This window comes from Pacificispira spongiicola, assembly GCF_012926505.1.
Classification (GTDB): domain Bacteria; phylum Pseudomonadota; class Alphaproteobacteria; order UBA8366; family Aestuariispiraceae; genus Pacificispira; species Pacificispira spongiicola.
Window position 1 is genome coordinate 153,905 of record NZ_JABBNT010000003.1, and the last position, 14,563, is coordinate 168,467.

Sequence of the window (14,563 nt, forward strand, 5' to 3'; positions counted from 1 at the left end):
TGCCGGGATTTCCGACGATGACCCTTGCAAGCGCTCCTGCCCCCTCCGACTCCCCGCCACTGATCCGGGCGGAGGGTATCGGCGCGCGCGGCGGCGGCCGATGGCTGATCCGCAATGTCGATTTAACCGTCGGGCGGGGTGAGATCGTCACCTTGATCGGTCCCAACGGGTCGGGAAAATCCACGACCGTGAAATCCGTTCTGGGCGTTCTGACCCCGGATGAAGGCAGTGTGATCCGCGCGCCCGGTCTGCGCGTCGGCTATGTCCCGCAGAAACTTGCGATCGACTGGACGCTGCCCCTGACCGTCGATCGGCTGATGAGCCTGACCGGGCCGGTTTCGGCCAAAGACCGGGCCGCCGCGCTGGACCGCACCGGCATTCCGCATCTGGCGAAGGCGGAGGTTGCGCAGCTTTCCGGCGGCGAATTTCAGCGCGCGTTGCTGGCGCGGGCGATTGCGCGGAAGCCGGACCTGCTGGTGCTCGACGAACCGGTCCAGGGCGTCGATGTGGCGGGGGAAGTCGCACTCTATGCCCTGATCGACCAAATTCGCCATGAGACAGGCTGCGGGATATTGCTGATCTCCCACGATCTGCATGTCGTCATGGCGGCGACCGATCGCGTCCTGTGCCTCAACACCCATATCTGCTGTCAGGGATCACCGCAAAGCGTCGCGGAAGACCCAGCCTATCGCGCCCTGTTCGGGGACCGGGCCGCCGCGTCCATCGCCGTCTACACCCATCATCACGACCATACGCATTTGCCGGACGGGCGGGTCCGGCTGGCCGACGGGTCGGTCGCGGACAGCTGCGAACACGACCATCACCACGACTCTCACGACCATTCCCCCCATGCCCACGCGAGCGACAAGGAACACCACCATGCTGGATGATTTCTTCACGCGGGCGCTGGTCGCCGGGATCGGCGTGGCGATCGTCTGCGGTCCGTTGGGCTGCTTCGTCGTCTGGCGGCGCATCGCCTATTTCGGGGATACATTGGCGCATTCGGCGCTGCTGGGCATCGCGCTCGCCTATTTGATGGAACTGGAACCGGTCTTCATCGTGTTCGGCGTGTCGACCATCGTCGCCCTGTCCCTGATCGCCCTGCGCAAGCGGTCCGGCATCGGATCGGATGCGATGTTGGGCCTGCTGGCCCATTCCTCCCTGGCCTTGGGGCTTGTCGTCCTGTCCTTCCTGACCTGGGTACGATTCGATCTGTCGTCGCTGCTGTTCGGCGATATTCTCAGCGTCACGCACGGCGATATCCTGCTGATTTACACCGGCGGCGCCGTGATTCTAGGCGCGCTGATCTGGATCTGGCGCCCGCTGTTCGCCGCCACGGTCAATCGGGACCTGGCGGAGGCGGAAGGCGCGCGCGCCGACCGGATGGAACTGATCCTGATGCTGCTGCTGACGCTGACACTGGCGATCGCGATCAAGGTTGTCGGCGTGTTGCTGATCACGGCGCTGCTGATCGTGCCGGCGGCGGCGGCGCGGCGCTTCTCTCACGGACCGGAACAGATGGCCGTTCTGGCCGCGCTGTTCGGCATTCTGTCCGTGGTGGGCGGACTCACCGCCTCCCTGGAATGGGATACGCCGTCGGGGCCATCCATCGTCGTCGCGGCCTTGGCCCTGTTCCTGATCGGCTTGATCCGACCCGGCCGCCGGGGCACTGTCACAGCGGGAGAACGATGATGACCGCACAGAAAGACATGCCGGACGGGCGGGCGCTGACCAAGAACGAGACCCTGGTCTTCAGCGCCTTGGAGGCCGCCGATCAACCGCTCAGTGCCTATGCCATTCTGGACCGCGTCCGGGACCGGGGCGTGCGGGCGCCAGTGCAGGTCTATCGTGCCCTGGACCGGTTGGTCGCATCGGGCCTCGCCCACCGCCTGGAAAGCCTGAACGCCTTTGTTGCCTGCGCTCATCCACATTGCGACGCACGCGGGCAGACGGCCTTTGCCATCTGTGAACGCTGCGGCAAGGTCACGGAATTTGCCGATCCGGCGTTGGACGGCCATCTAGCAGCCTGGGCCGACAAGGCCGATTTCGACGCCCACAGCACGACGGTCGAACTGCATGGATTGTGTTCGGACTGCCGCGCGACCTGATCGCCCTTCCCCATTTCCGACAGCCCTTGGCGGCCCTATCCTCTCCGGTCGGACGCTGATCGGCGATCCTCCCGAACGGGCTTGTTTTCCCGGCGTCGGTCCTCGCCCGCCCGTTGGTCGGCTTCCGGCGCGGACGTCCGCACGATCCGCCGAACCATGCTCTGCAGACCCTCGATATCGTTTTTCAAGGAGGCAGAAATCCCCGCCAGCGCATTGGCGACGTTATCCACCTGACCGAGATTGCCGCTGATGTCGATGATCCGTTTAGAGACTTCGACCGTCGCTTCCGTCGATTGGGTGAGTGTGGTGCCCCCGGGGAGACTCGAACTCCCACTTCCGAAAGGAAAACAGATTTTGAGTCTGCCGCGTCTACCAATTCCGCCACAGGGGCCCGAGCGCGTATTACGCGATTGAGGGGGGACTGGTCAACTCGACAAATTGCGAATGTGTCTCGCAAGGCAGATGATTCCCATGAGGAAATACGCTAATACAACTCTATAGGCGTGTGCGGCGGTCCGAATGCCGCGCGCGTTGGGCAGGATCATTCGGGGATGGGAAACATCGTGGGGATCGGCGACCGCAAGGCAGTTCGGCGCGAGGCGGATTATATCGCTACCTCGCTGAAAGCCGCCGCGTCCGTCATCAGCCAGGGCATGCTGGTCCTGGACAGCGACTTGCGCATCCTGTTCATGAACGCAAAATACCGGGAATTCTTCGACCTGCCGGATCAGGACGCCGCCGATCAGGAGGGCGCCTATTTCCCCGATCATCTGTTGTATCTGGCGGCGCGCGGAAATTATCCCGAAGGCATGTCCGACGATCAGATTCGCGGGCGATTGGGTCCGATTTTCGAACGCGCGGACTATGTTCGCGACCGTCAGTTGAAGGACGGGCGACACGTTCGGGTGATCGGCACGCCGCTGGATATCGGCGGCTATTCCTTCACCTATACCGATATTACCGATCAGGTGCAGGAACGCGAACGGCTGGACAGGCTGGTCCAATCGCGCACGGAAGCACTGCACAGCGCGAATCGGAAGCTGGTCGACGGGATCGAGTATGCGCGCCTGATTCAGACCGGCATCCTGCCGCAGCCAACCTTTTTCGAGGAAAATCTCGGACCCCATTTCATTCATTTCCAACCGTCCGATATCGTTGGCGGGGATTTCTACCTCGGCCTGAAAACGGAATACGGCCTGTATATCGGGCTGGGCGACTGCACCGGCCACGGCGTGCCGGGGGCGATGATGACGATGATGGCCGCGTCCGTCTGCCGCCGTGCCATCGGGGAGACGGGGATCGGCGGCCCGGCCACGGTGATGATGGCCGTCGACCGCGCCGTGCGCACCAATCTGCATCAATCCGAAGCGCGGGTCGGCCCGGATAACGGGCTGGAAATGACCCTGTGCCTGATCGAACCGGATCTGGGCCGCATTCGTATCGCCGGCGCGGGCCTGGATTTCTTCGTCCAGATCGACGGCGCAATCGAACGGGTGAAGGCCAGCAAGCATGGGCTGGGCTATGGCCGTCAGACCAGTTCGGCCACGACGATCACCGAATCCGTGTTCACCGATAAGGATGTCGAGCGCATCTTCCTGACATCGGACGGCGCGCTGGACCAATCCGGCGGGGAGAAGGGATTCGGTTTCGGTCGCCGGCGCCTGATGGAGGCCCTGTCCGTCGGAGTCCATCAAACGATCGAGGAACAAGGACAGGGGCTGGTCGCCGCGATCCAGGACTACAGTACCGGCCACCACCAGCGCGACGATCTTGCCATTCTCGGCTTCGCCACGCGCCGGTCCGGGAAGACGGGACGATGAACGCCCATGACGTGAAGGCGCTGCGCGACATTCTGGAACGCAGCCATATCATCCTCAGCTTCAACGGGCCGCTGACGCAAAGCGTGATTGAGGAATTGGGCGACGCGATCCGCCGTCATCTGGAAGGCGACAGCCAACAGAGCCGCCATAACGCCGATCTGTTTTCCGTCTATATCGAACTGACGCAGAATATCCGGAACTATGCGGCGCAGCGTGCGCAGGATGCGGAAGATACGCGAAGATTGAATTCCGGGACGGTGCTGGTCGCGCTGGAAGGCGACAGCTACGCCATTCATTCCGGGAATTTGATCCATCGCGACGACGCCGCCGCCCTGTCCGCGCGCCTGGACGACATCCTGGCGCTTGACAGGCCCGGGTTGAAAGCGGCTTACAAGGAACGCCTGAAAAACCCGATCGAAGACGGTGCGATGGGTGCCGGATTGGGATTTCTGCAAATCGCCAGAACGTCGTCCCGACCGATCGAATACGATCTGTCCGACGCGGACGGCGATTATGTGTTCTTCAGTCTTACGGTTCATCTATAGGGTCGGAACATCATGGTGGAACGCATCAGCATACAAGGCACGCGGTCGTCCCCGGAGGTCGATTGCGACCCGGCAACGAAAACGCTGCGGCTTGAAGGCGAGTCCTATCCGGAGAACACGTTCGACTTTTACAAACCGCTGGTCGCCTGGCTGGAGGATGTGCTGGCCGAAAACGACGGCGGTTCCGACCCGGTGACGCTGGATGTGGCGCTGGCCTATCTGAACACCGGCAGCATCAAATCGCTGATGGACATGCTGGACCGCATGGACGAGGCGCACGAGGCAGGAACCGCCGTCGCCGTCGTCTGGCGCTGCGATGCGGAAAACGAGCGCGTCGTGGAATTGGCCGAAGAACTGTTGGAAGACCTGTCGCTTCCCTACGAAATCAAGACCGAATAGGACGGGCGGGTGTCGACGGAGGACCGGACAGAGACACGCATCGACGCCTTGCTCTCCGCCGTCGCGGCATTGGAAGAGAGTGGCGCATCCGATGACGCGCTCTGTGCCCTCCGGCAGGAGGTCGAATGGCTGGCCGGGCGGTATCGGCGGTTGGATCGAAACCTGCACAAATTGTCCCGCGTCAGCGACCGGATGCAATCGCAAATCCTGGAACTGAACGACAAGTTGCGAAAGGCGTCGATCACGGACCCGCTGACCGGCCTGGCGAATCGGCGCGGGGCGGCGGACGCCCTCTCGACACAAACCCGCGCGGCGCTGGATCACGGGACAGGGTTCTGCGTCGCCTTGTTGGACATCGATCATTTCAAGGCAGTCAACGATACCCATGGCCACGATGTCGGCGACGAGGTTCTGGAGGAGGTTTCCGCCCGCCTGACCAGTTCGCTGCGCGATAACGACATGATCGCGCGATGGGGTGGGGAAGAATTCCTGGTCATGTTGCGCGATACGTCCATCGCCGATGCCGCACTGCTAATCGAAGGGTTCCTGGAAGCCCTGCGCGAACGGCCCGTGATGACCGCGGCGGGACCGTTGAAAATCACCGTCAGCGGCGGGTTGAGCCCGCACGACGTCACCGACGACGATTTCGACCATACGATCCTGAAGGCGGACCGTGCGCTCTATGCCGCGAAAGACGGCGGGCGCGATCAATGGCGCTTCGCCGAAGACTGACCTGAACCGCGCCCTAGACCGCCGTTTCGCGCACGACCCGCGCCAGGGTCAAAACATCCACCGCCTCCGCCCCGTCACGTTTCAGCCGCCGCGCAATCGCGTTGACCGTCGCCCCGGTGGTCAATACGTCGTCGATCAACAACACCCGCCGGCCCGCCAATGCGCCCTTGCGGTCCGGATTGGTACGAAAGGCCCCTTCGACATTGCGTCGGCGGGCCGCGGGCGACAGATGGCCCTGAGACTGCGTGATCCGGGCGCGCAGGACCAGATCGCCGACCAACGGCTTCCCGAATGCCTGCGCCAAGGGCCGCGCGAGCAGCATGGATTGATTATAGCGCCGGGCGAAGAGCCGCCGCCGATGCAACGGTACCGGGGCGATTATGTCCGCCTCCATGAGGAGGTCCGCCCCCGCCCGCCGCATCCAGGCAGATAGGCCCGGCCCCAGATCGGTCCGATCGCCGTGTTTGAAGGAAATCAGAATCCGCGCAATCGTATCGTCATAGGCGACGGCGGACCTCGCCCGGTCGTAATGGGGTGCCTGAGCAAGGCAGGCGCCGCAGCGCACGCCGGGTCCGAAATCCATTTCGAACGGATAGCCGCATTGTGCGCAGTGCGGCGGAGCCAGGAACCGCAGCCCGCGCCAGCATTCGGTGCACAGACCGCCCGTACTGCCCGTCTGAACGCCACAAGCGGGACAGCGTGGCGGCAGAACGAAATCCAAGGCGACGCCCAGAACCCGCGACACCGCCGACATCGACGCGCGCCTTAGTCCGGGAAGCTGGGAAAGGTCAGCGTGCCTTCACGCTCCACCATCGGCATCAGCGCCGTTTCCCAGTCGATATATTGCTGCATCGCCGCGCGATTGAGGGTCAGATCATAGGGTTTGTGAAACACATCCTCTTCCGGCGAGAAAGGATCGGTCATGCCGGTTTCAATCTCCCCGCCCAGAGCGCGCCATTCCGCATTGCCGCCGTCCAAGACCTTCACGCGATGCACCCCGCCGCGTGTCATGTCCTGGGCGGCAAGGCAGGCGACGCGCGGGTCATCCGCCGTGAATACCATCCAGCGATCGCTCAGGATCGGTGACAGGTCCCGCATCAGGCGCGACCGGATGGCGAAGCGCGCGCCCTTGGGGTGGCCTTTTCGGTGATCCAGGCTGCGGGAGAAATCCACCAGCGGTACGCCGGGGCCCATTTTCACAAAATCTTCGACGGAAATCTTCGCAACGGACATCAACGCCAATTCGTAGGTATCGCAAGGCGGTTCGCCCCGTTCCAAGGCAATATCCGACAGGTCGGATTCCAGGACCGCAACATCGCGCCAGCCCATTTGCCGCAGCCAGGACCCGGTCATCAGCGCCCGCGTTCCCGCATCGTCGATCAGAACCAATCGCGCATTTTGTACGCCGACATATTCGTCGGTCGCCTGTACCAACTGACCGCCGGGCGCGTGCTGCGATCCAGGAATGTGACCGGCCAGGAATTCCTCGCGACTACGCACATCCAACAGGAAGGTCGTTCGGTCGGGATCGGCGCACCAGGATTCGACATCCCGCCACTGGACGCGGCCAACGCCGAAACGACGCGCCACCTTTTCCGCGGCATCGCGGCCCCAGCGCCCGTCCGCCTGTCCCGGCGGGTCGGCGACCGCCATGGAATCGGCCGCGCAGTCGTATCCGGCCAGCATCCAGCCCATCGTGCCGTTTTCCAGGGCCACGACGTCGTTTTCCAGTCCGGCATTGATCAGCGATTGCGCGCCGATGATCGACCGGGTGCGTCCGGCGCAATTGACCACGACCTTGGTCGCCGGATCGGTGACGACCGTCTTTACCCGATGCACCAGTTCCGCGCCCGGCATGTCGATGCCGCCCGGAATGGACATTTTGTGGAATTCGGGGAAAGGGCGGCTGTCCAATACGGCGATATTGTCGCCGCGCGCCTGCATCTCATGCAATTCGTCGGCAGAAACATGCGGCGTGCCGTCCCGAGATTCGACGAATTCGCCGAATGCCTTGGACGGAACGTTGACCCCGCTGAACAGCGGATACCCTGCGGCCTCCCAGGCATCGATACCGCCCTTCAGGACCCGGACATTGCGCCAGCCCGCGAAGGTCAGGATATCCGCAACGCAATCGGTCAGCCCTTCGCCCGCGTCGCACAGGACGATCGGCACCCCACAGCGCGGGATCATGCGGCGATAGCAAAGCTCCAGACGACTGCGCGGTATATTGACGGCACGCAGAATGTGGCGCTTTCCAAACACCCCCGTTTCCCGCAGGTCGATCAGCGCGATTTCCGCGCCGGACCGAAGTTCCGCATGCAGCACCGCCGCATCGATGGTTTGATCTGTCACCCGACTACCCCAAATAACCCGTGAGTCTTTCCGTTGCCCGGTTTCTTCACCGGAACCACCCGTGTAGAAAGCTCACTGTAGAAGCTTGCCGACGAACGGGAAACACCTGCGGAGAGAAAATGACCGATCCCATGCAGATCTTCGATCCGACAGCGCTGGCCCGGAACAGATCCGGCGCGTCGCGCCGCGTCCGATCGGGCAATACCCACGCCGAATTCCTGTTCGAGGAAGTGGCCGACCGTCTGCTGGACCGGTTGGACGATGTCGCGCGCCCCTTTGCCGCCGCCTTGGAGCTCGACGCACGGCGGGGGATTGTCGCGGCGGGGCTTCGGGATCGCGGCCGGGCGGAAACGGTCATCGCCGCCGACCGCGATGCGGGTTTTGCCGAACGCTGTCGCCACGCGGGCCTGCCCACCGTTCGGGCCGGTCACGATTTCCTGCCCTTCGCGCCGGGCAGCTTCGATCTCGTCACCTCCTGCCTCGCACTGCATTGGGTGAACGACCTGCCCGGCATGCTGGTCCGCATCAACCGCATGCTGAAACCGGACGGATTGTTTCAGGCGGCCCTGTTCGGCGGCGAAACGCTGACTGAATTGCGCGCCTGCCTGATGGATGCGGAATTGGAGGTCACGGGCGGCGTGTCGCCGCGCGTGTCGCCGATGGTCGACCTGCGCGACGCGGCGGGTCTGTTGCAGCGCGCGGGCTTCGCCCTGCCGGTCGCGGATGTCGACCGGATCACCGTCACCTATACCAGCCCCTTCACCCTGATGGCGGAATTGCGGGCGATGGGCGAAGGCAACGCGATCGGCGAGCGCCTGCGCCGTCCGACGCGCCGCGCGGTCTTTCTGCACGCGGCCCAGCTTTACGCGGATCGGCATGCCGGGCCGGATGGACGCATCCCCGCCACCTTCGACGTCGTCTTCCTGCACGGTTGGCATCCGGCGGAAAGCCAGCCCGCCCCTCTACGCCCCGGCAGCGCGGCGAACCGACTGGCCGATGCGTTGGACGGCAAGGAGGCCTCCGCCGGGGACAGCGTCCCGAAAAAGCCGAATTAACTTGCGCCCGTCGCGCGGCACACCGTAAACCCGCCCCATGGCTTTCTGGATCGGATATAGCCTCTGCCTCGCCTTGCTGGGGGTCGGCGTGACCGGCGCGGTCCTGCGCTGGCTGCAGCATCGCGCGATTCTGGACGCGCCGAACGACCGGTCAAACCACGATATCCCGACCCCGCGCGGCGGCGGATTGGCCGTCTGCATCACCGTCGCAATCGGTTGGATCGTCCTTGCCCTGATTCAACCGGTCGGGCTCGCTGGGCTTCATCCGGCGGTGATCGCTGCGGTGGGCGCTTTGGCGTTGCTGTCCTGGATCGACGACCTGAAGACATTGGGCGCCGCGGTCCGGTTTCCCGCCCACCTGATCGCCTGCGCCGTCGGCGTATGGGTCCTGTCGGAACAAGGGCCGATCTTCCAGGGTCTTTTACCCGAATGGCTGGACGCCGTGGCGGCGATCCTGCTGTGGGCCGGGTTCCTGAATTTCTATAATTTCATGGATGGGATCGACGGCATCACCGGTGTTGAAACCCTGGGCATCGGATTGGGACTGGCCGTGCTGGCCGTCCTGCTGCCGGACAGTGGACTACCGGTTGCTGCGCCGTTGACGATGGCGGCGGCGGCATTGGGCTTCCTGGTCTGGAACTGGCCGCCCGCGAAACTGTTCCTGGGCGATGTCGGCAGCGTTCCCTTGGGCTATTGCCTGGGCTGGTTTCTGCTGCTGCTGGCCGCGCACGGCTATTGGGCCCCGGCGCTGATCCTGCCTGCCTATTATCTGGCCGATGCCGGGATCACCTTGCTGCGCCGGGCCGCACGCCTGGAAAAGGTCTGGCAGGCGCATCGCGAACATTTCTATCAGAAGGCCGTCGCCGACCGGATGGCAGGCGGGGCGGACCGTACCCGCGCCCATCGCCATGTTTCCGCCGCGATTCTCTGTACCAATGCGGGCCTGATCGCGCTGTCCGTGCTGTCCCTGACCCAGACCTGGGTCGCGCTGGGCGGCGCGGCGGTGCTGGTGGGCGGATTGTTATGGTGGATGCGGCGATGACGGATCGGGTGCTGATTACCGGGGCGACGGGCTTCGTCGGAAAGGCGGTGACCGCGCGGCTGAAGGCGGCGGGCTGGAAGGTCCGTCCGGTCGGTCGTCACGAAATCGGCGAAATCCATCGCGGCACGGATTGGCGGCAGGCCCTGAACGGCTGCGCCGCCGTCGTGCATCTGGCCGCCCGCGTCCATGTCATGACCAACGACCCGACGGAGGGCGAGGCGGTCTTCAAGGAAGTCAATCTGCACGGCACGGCGAATCTGGTGCGTCAGGCGGCGGAAGCGGGTCTGAAACGCTTCGTTTTCATGAGCACGATCAAGGTCCTGGGCGAAAGCGGCGAGGACGTCGCGCCCGACGATCCGCCCAGCCCCTATGACGCCTATGCCGTCAGCAAGACCGAAGCGGAAGCGGCGATCCGCGATCTCGCCGGGCCGATGGACCATGCGATCCTGCGCCCGCCCCTGGTCTATGGGCCGAGCGTGAAGGCGAATTTCGAACGCCTGATGCGATGGGTGGAGGCCGGACGGCCCCTGCCATTCGGGCTGGTCCGGAACAAGCGCAGTCTGATCCATGTCGACAATCTGGCGGATGCCGTGCGGCATGCGCTGACCGGGACGCCCGGCACATACCACCCCAAGGACGGGGAGGACCTGTCGACGCCCGAGCTGATCCGCGTCCTGGCGGCGGGCATGGACAAAACCCCGCGCCTTCTGCCCGTGCCGGTGCCGCTGCTGCGCGGATTGGGGCGGCTGACCGGCACCTATCCCGCCATCGCGCGATTGACCGGAACCTTTACCAGCAACGGCGCGATGGACGATTGGATCGCGCCCATTCCGGCCCGCGAGGCCTTGGCCGCCACCGCGAAAGCCTTCGCAACGCCTTATTGAGGGGACATCCCCACCACCCCCTCACCCTTGCGCGCGAACCGGGTCAAGGCTATACGCGATCACATGTTCAGGGCGTTGAAACACAAGCGGGCGCGCATTGCCTTCCTGCACGACGTGGCGATGGCCGCGTTGTCGTTCCCATTGTCGCTGTATCTGCGCCTGGGCGATTCCGTGCAATACCTGCCCGACAGGACCTTCTGGCAAGGCACGCTGATCTTCACCGCGATTGCCGCCGTGGTCTTTCTGTCCAGCCGTCTTTACCGTGGCATCTGGCGATACGCTTCCATAGACGATCTTGTCGCGCTGACCAAGGCCGCGACCATCATCGTTCTGTGTTTCCTGCCGCTGATGTTCCTGGTCACACGGCTGGAGTCGATGCCCCGATCCCTGCCGCTGATCAACTGGTTCGTGTTGCTGGCCATGCTGGGCGGACCGCGCTTCCTGTATCGGGTTTTCAAGGACCGGCGCCTGAGTTCCGTCCTGGCGCGGGCGGATTCCAAACGCGTGCCGATTCTGCTGGTCGGCGCGGGAGACGGCGCGGAATTGTTCCTGCGTGAATTGCGCGGCGATCCCAACGCGCCCTATTTTCCTGTCGGCATCCTGGATGAAAAAGGGACACGCATTGGCCGGGAAATCCACAATGTTCCAGTTTTGGGGGGCATTGATGATTTCAAGGATATCCTGAAAACGGTGCCGTTGATCCCGCAGCGTCTGGTGATCACCAAGGAAAACCTGGACGGCGATCTGGTCCGGCGCGTCGTCGAACTGGCCGAAAGCAAGGGCCTGACCGTTGCGCGCGCGCCAAAGCGCACGGAATTGCGCAGCGGCGACATGGATTCCGGTCGCCTGAAAGTGCGCCCGGTGGCGGTCGAGGACCTGTTGGGCCGACCGCAACAACCGCTGGACCGCGACGCGATGCGGGCGCTGGCACGGGGCAAGCGGGTTCTGGTCACCGGCGCGGGCGGTACGATCGGGTCGGAACTGGTGCGCCAGATTGCGGAAAGCGGTCCGTCCGAACTGACCCTGTTCGACGCATCCGAATATCAGCTGTATCTGATCGACCTGGAACTGTCGGAACGGTTCAAGGAATTGCCGCGTCAGGCCGTCCTGGGCGATATCCGCGACCGGGAACGGGTCCGCGCGGTCATGGCACGGGTCAAGCCGGAACTCGTCTTCCACGCCGCGGCCCTGAAACATGTGCCGATGGTCGAAGCCAACCCGTTGGAAGGCGTCATGACCAATTGCATCGGGTCGCGTATCGTCGCCGATGCCTGCCGCGACTGCGGGGTTGCCTGCATGGTGCAGATTTCCACCGACAAGGTCGTCAATCCGACCAATGTCATGGGTGCGACCAAACGCATCGCCGAAGCCTATATTCAGGCGCTGGATCCGATTTCCCGCAAGGCCGGACAGACACGCTATGTCGTTGTGCGGTTCGGCAACGTCTTGGGTTCCACCGGGTCGGTGGTCCCGCTGTTCCGTCGTCAGTTGGAAGCGGGCGGACCGCTGACCGTCACCCATCCCGACGTGACGCGTTTCTTCATGACGGTGCGCGAGGCCGTGGAACTGGTCCTGCAGGCGGCCGTCGTTGGCGTCGAGGATGCGGACGCCGCCGGACGGATTTTCGTTCTGGACATGGGGCCGCCGGTGAAGGTCCTGGATCTCGCGCGGCAGATGATCCGCCTTGCCGGTCTGCAGCCCGAAAAGGATATCGACATCGTCTTCACCGGCCTGCGCCCCGGCGAGAAACTGTATGAAGAACTGTTGTATGGCGGGGAAGAGAAACTGCCGACCCGCGCGCCCGGCATGACCCTGGCCGCACCGCGCACCGGCGATCTGGCCGAAATGGCGGCGGCGCTGGACCGGTTGGAATCCCTGGCCCGTAGCGGCGATCGTCACGGCGCGCTGACCGCCGTATCCGACATGGTACCCGAATATGTACCCGACCCGAATACGCTGCAACGCAGCATCCCCGCCCTTGACGCGGCGCGGGTAGGGGAATAGGCCTTTCGCCCTAGTGCCGGACCACCGGCATCGGTTCAATGAGGAAGAGACATCCGTCCATGAGCGATCAACCGATCCAACGTGCCCTGATTTCCGTTTCCGATAAGACCGGCCTGGTCGAATTCGCGAAAGGCCTTGCCAAACACAAGGTTCGGCTGCTGTCGACCGGCGGGTCCGCGAAAATCCTGAAGGAAGCGGGACTGGCCGTGACCGAGGTATCGGATCACACCGGGTTCCCGGAAATCATGGACGGTCGGGTGAAAACCCTGCACCCGTCGATTCATGGCGGCATTCTGGCGCGACGCGACGATGCGAAACACCGCATCGCCATGGAAACGCATTCGATCTCGCAGATCGATATGGTCGTGGTGAACCTCTATCCCTTCATCGAAACCGTGGCGTCCGGCGCGGGCTACGAGGAATGTATCGAAAATATCGATATCGGCGGGCCGGCCATGATCCGCGCGGCGGCGAAAAACCACGAATTCGTCACCATCTCCACCGATCCGGCGGAATACGACAGCATCCTGCAGGCGATGGACGAAAACGAAGGCGCGACGACGCTGGAATTGCGCCAGTTCCTGGCCCGGGAGGCCTATTCCCGCACCGCGTCCTATGACAGCGCGATTTCCAACTGGTTCGCGCAGCAGCAGGGCGAATATTGGCCGAAGCGCCTGGCCCTGGCCGGAAAACGGCAGATGAAACTGCGCTACGGCGAAAACCCGCATCAGCAGGCGGCCCTGTATTCGCGGCCCGGCGATCACCGTCCCGGCGTCGCCAATTCCGAACAGATTCAGGGCAAGGAACTCAGTTACAACAATATCAACGACGCGAACGCAGCCTTCGAATTGGCGGCGGAATTCGACGAACCGACGGTCGTCATCGTCAAGCACGCGAATCCCTGCGGCGTCGCGTCGGGCGAGACCCTGGCCGATGCCTGGGACCGGGCACTGGCCTGCGATCCGGTTTCTGCCTTCGGCGGCATCGTCGCCGTCAACCGGTCGGTGAATCTGGACCTCGCGGAAAAACTGAAAGAACTTTTCCTGGAAGTGGTCATCGCGCCGGAATTCGGACCGCGCGCCCGCGAGACCCTGTCCAAAAAGCAAAATCTGCGTCTGCTGCGTACGGAAGAAATGCCGGACCGCACGGAAACCCGGATCCAGGCGACCACCGTTGCAGGCGGCTATCTGTTGCAGACGGTCGATAGCGGCCGGGTCGAGCAATCGGACCTGAAGGTCGTGACAAAGCGTCAGCCGACGGAACAGGAAATGGCCGATATGATGTTCGCCTGGCGCGTGGCGAAACATGTGAAATCCAACGCCATCGTCTATGCCCGGGGCGGCGCGACCGTCGGCATCGGCGCGGGCCAGATGAGCCGTGTCGATTCCTCCCGCATCGCCGCCTGGAAGGGCGGCGAACAGGCCGGTGTCGAAGGATCGGTCGTCGCCTCCGACGCGTTCTTCCCCTTCGCCGACGGGTTGATGGAAGCGGTCAAGGCGGGCGCCACGGCGGCAATCCAACCCGGCGGGTCGATGCGCGACGACGAAGTGATCAAGGCCGCCGACGAGGCCGGGATCGCCATGGTCTTCACCGGCATGCGCCACTTCCGGCACTAAACGGAT

Annotated in this window: 14 protein-coding genes and 1 tRNA gene; 12 read left to right on the plus strand and 3 right to left on the minus strand. The window is 63.8% G+C overall.

From position 1 onward, the window contains the following. Nucleotides 1–17: 17 nt before the first annotated feature. Genes HH303_RS10175 through HH303_RS10185 form a run of 3 tightly spaced genes read left to right on the plus strand, consistent with a single transcriptional unit; the run spans nt 18 to nt 2,108 of the window. Nucleotides 18–890, plus strand: a complete 873-nt coding sequence (locus tag HH303_RS10175) for a metal ABC transporter ATP-binding protein (RefSeq protein WP_319637371.1) — start codon at nt 18–20, stop codon at nt 888–890. After that, the gene (locus HH303_RS10180) at nt 880–1,692 is read left to right on the plus strand and encodes a metal ABC transporter permease (protein ID WP_169625235.1); all 813 of its coding nucleotides are present in this window, start codon (nt 880–882) and stop codon (nt 1,690–1,692) included. Before HH303_RS10175 ends, HH303_RS10180 begins: the two co-directional genes overlap by 11 nt. Next, the gene (locus HH303_RS10185; protein WP_169625236.1) at nt 1,692–2,108 is read left to right on the plus strand and encodes a Fur family transcriptional regulator; all 417 of its coding nucleotides are present in this window, start codon (nt 1,692–1,694) and stop codon (nt 2,106–2,108) included. The genes HH303_RS10180 and HH303_RS10185 overlap by 1 nt, the downstream gene beginning before the upstream one ends. A gap of 304 nt (nt 2,109–2,412) precedes the next feature. On the opposite strand, the gene HH303_RS10190 is transcribed toward HH303_RS10185, so the two are convergent. Continuing rightward, nucleotides 2,413–2,499 (minus strand) — tRNA-Leu (locus tag HH303_RS10190). A gap of 160 nt (nt 2,500–2,659) precedes the next feature. Between HH303_RS10190 and HH303_RS10195 the strand changes: the two genes are divergently transcribed. Genes HH303_RS10195 through HH303_RS10210 form a run of 4 tightly spaced genes read left to right on the plus strand, consistent with a single transcriptional unit; the run spans nt 2,660 to nt 5,604 of the window. Next, nucleotides 2,660–3,928 (plus strand): PAS-domain containing protein, encoded by a 1,269-nt coding sequence (locus HH303_RS10195; RefSeq protein ID WP_169625237.1) that lies wholly within the window; start codon nt 2,660–2,662, stop codon nt 3,926–3,928. After that, a complete protein-coding gene (locus HH303_RS10200) occupies nt 3,925–4,473 on the plus strand; it encodes a SiaB family protein kinase (RefSeq protein WP_169625238.1) in 549 nt (182 codons plus the stop codon). The genes HH303_RS10195 and HH303_RS10200 overlap by 4 nt, the downstream gene beginning before the upstream one ends. A 12-nt stretch (nt 4,474–4,485) precedes the next feature. Further along, entirely contained in the window at nt 4,486–4,872 is a 387-nt protein-coding gene (locus HH303_RS10205) for a DUF1987 domain-containing protein (protein WP_227421709.1), read from the plus strand. Nucleotides 4,873–4,881: 9 nt separating this feature from the next. After that, nucleotides 4,882–5,604, plus strand: a complete 723-nt coding sequence (locus HH303_RS10210; RefSeq protein ID WP_169625239.1) for a diguanylate cyclase — start codon at nt 4,882–4,884, stop codon at nt 5,602–5,604. A 13-nt stretch (nt 5,605–5,617) separates the two neighbouring features. Here HH303_RS10210 and HH303_RS10215 read toward each other — a convergent pair whose 3' ends face one another. Continuing rightward, nucleotides 5,618–6,358 (minus strand): ComF family protein, encoded by a 741-nt coding sequence (locus tag HH303_RS10215; RefSeq protein ID WP_169625240.1) that lies wholly within the window; start codon nt 6,356–6,358, stop codon nt 5,618–5,620. An 11-nt stretch (nt 6,359–6,369) separates the two neighbouring features. Further along, a complete protein-coding gene (locus tag HH303_RS10220; protein ID WP_169625241.1) occupies nt 6,370–7,956 on the minus strand; it encodes a rhodanese-like domain-containing protein in 1,587 nt (528 codons plus the stop codon). Between the two features lie 119 nt (nt 7,957–8,075). Between HH303_RS10220 and HH303_RS10225 the strand changes: the two genes are divergently transcribed. The 5 genes from HH303_RS10225 (at nt 8,076) to purH (ending at nt 14,557) form a co-directional block, all read left to right on the plus strand. After that, nucleotides 8,076–9,011 (plus strand): methyltransferase domain-containing protein, encoded by a 936-nt coding sequence (locus HH303_RS10225; protein ID WP_169625242.1) that lies wholly within the window; start codon nt 8,076–8,078, stop codon nt 9,009–9,011. A 37-nt stretch (nt 9,012–9,048) separates the two neighbouring features. Next, nucleotides 9,049–10,053 carry an MraY family glycosyltransferase gene (locus HH303_RS10230; protein ID WP_169625243.1) on the plus strand — a complete coding sequence of 335 codons (1,005 nt, stop codon included), beginning with the start codon at nt 9,049–9,051 and terminating at the stop codon, nt 10,051–10,053. Continuing rightward, nucleotides 10,050–10,937 carry an NAD-dependent epimerase/dehydratase family protein gene (locus tag HH303_RS10235; RefSeq protein WP_169625244.1) on the plus strand — a complete coding sequence of 296 codons (888 nt, stop codon included), beginning with the start codon at nt 10,050–10,052 and terminating at the stop codon, nt 10,935–10,937. The genes HH303_RS10230 and HH303_RS10235 overlap by 4 nt, the downstream gene beginning before the upstream one ends. Before the next feature lie 63 nt (nt 10,938–11,000). Then, nucleotides 11,001–12,941 carry a polysaccharide biosynthesis protein gene (locus tag HH303_RS10240; protein ID WP_169625245.1) on the plus strand — a complete coding sequence of 647 codons (1,941 nt, stop codon included), beginning with the start codon at nt 11,001–11,003 and terminating at the stop codon, nt 12,939–12,941. A 59-nt stretch (nt 12,942–13,000) separates the two neighbouring features. Beyond that, entirely contained in the window at nt 13,001–14,557 is a 1,557-nt protein-coding gene (gene purH, locus HH303_RS10245) for a bifunctional phosphoribosylaminoimidazolecarboxamide formyltransferase/IMP cyclohydrolase (protein ID WP_169625246.1), read from the plus strand. The last annotated feature ends 6 nt before the right edge of the window (nt 14,558–14,563 follow it).

Excerpts from the sequence above, each read along its gene's own strand:
- HH303_RS10175 (WP_319637371.1), top strand. The coding sequence starts at position 18 with ATGACCCTTGCAAGCGCTCCTGCCCCCTCCGACTCCCCGCCACTGATC.
- HH303_RS10180 (WP_169625235.1), top strand. The coding sequence starts at position 880 with ATGCTGGATGATTTCTTCACGCGGGCGCTGGTCGCCGGGATCGGCGTG.
- HH303_RS10185 (WP_169625236.1), top strand. The coding sequence starts at position 1,692 with ATGACCGCACAGAAAGACATGCCGGACGGGCGGGCGCTGACCAAGAAC.
- HH303_RS10195 (WP_169625237.1), top strand. The coding sequence starts at position 2,660 with ATGGGAAACATCGTGGGGATCGGCGACCGCAAGGCAGTTCGGCGCGAG.
- HH303_RS10200 (WP_169625238.1), top strand. The coding sequence starts at position 3,925 with ATGAACGCCCATGACGTGAAGGCGCTGCGCGACATTCTGGAACGCAGC.
- HH303_RS10205 (WP_227421709.1), top strand. The coding sequence starts at position 4,486 with ATGGTGGAACGCATCAGCATACAAGGCACGCGGTCGTCCCCGGAGGTC.
- HH303_RS10215 (WP_169625240.1), bottom strand. The coding sequence starts at position 6,358 with ATGTCGGCGGTGTCGCGGGTTCTGGGCGTCGCCTTGGATTTCGTTCTG.
- HH303_RS10225 (WP_169625242.1), top strand. The coding sequence starts at position 8,076 with ATGACCGATCCCATGCAGATCTTCGATCCGACAGCGCTGGCCCGGAAC.
- HH303_RS10230 (WP_169625243.1), top strand. The coding sequence starts at position 9,049 with ATGGCTTTCTGGATCGGATATAGCCTCTGCCTCGCCTTGCTGGGGGTC.
- HH303_RS10235 (WP_169625244.1), top strand. The coding sequence starts at position 10,050 with ATGACGGATCGGGTGCTGATTACCGGGGCGACGGGCTTCGTCGGAAAG.
- HH303_RS10240 (WP_169625245.1), top strand. The coding sequence starts at position 11,001 with ATGTTCAGGGCGTTGAAACACAAGCGGGCGCGCATTGCCTTCCTGCAC.
- purH (WP_169625246.1), top strand. The coding sequence starts at position 13,001 with ATGAGCGATCAACCGATCCAACGTGCCCTGATTTCCGTTTCCGATAAG.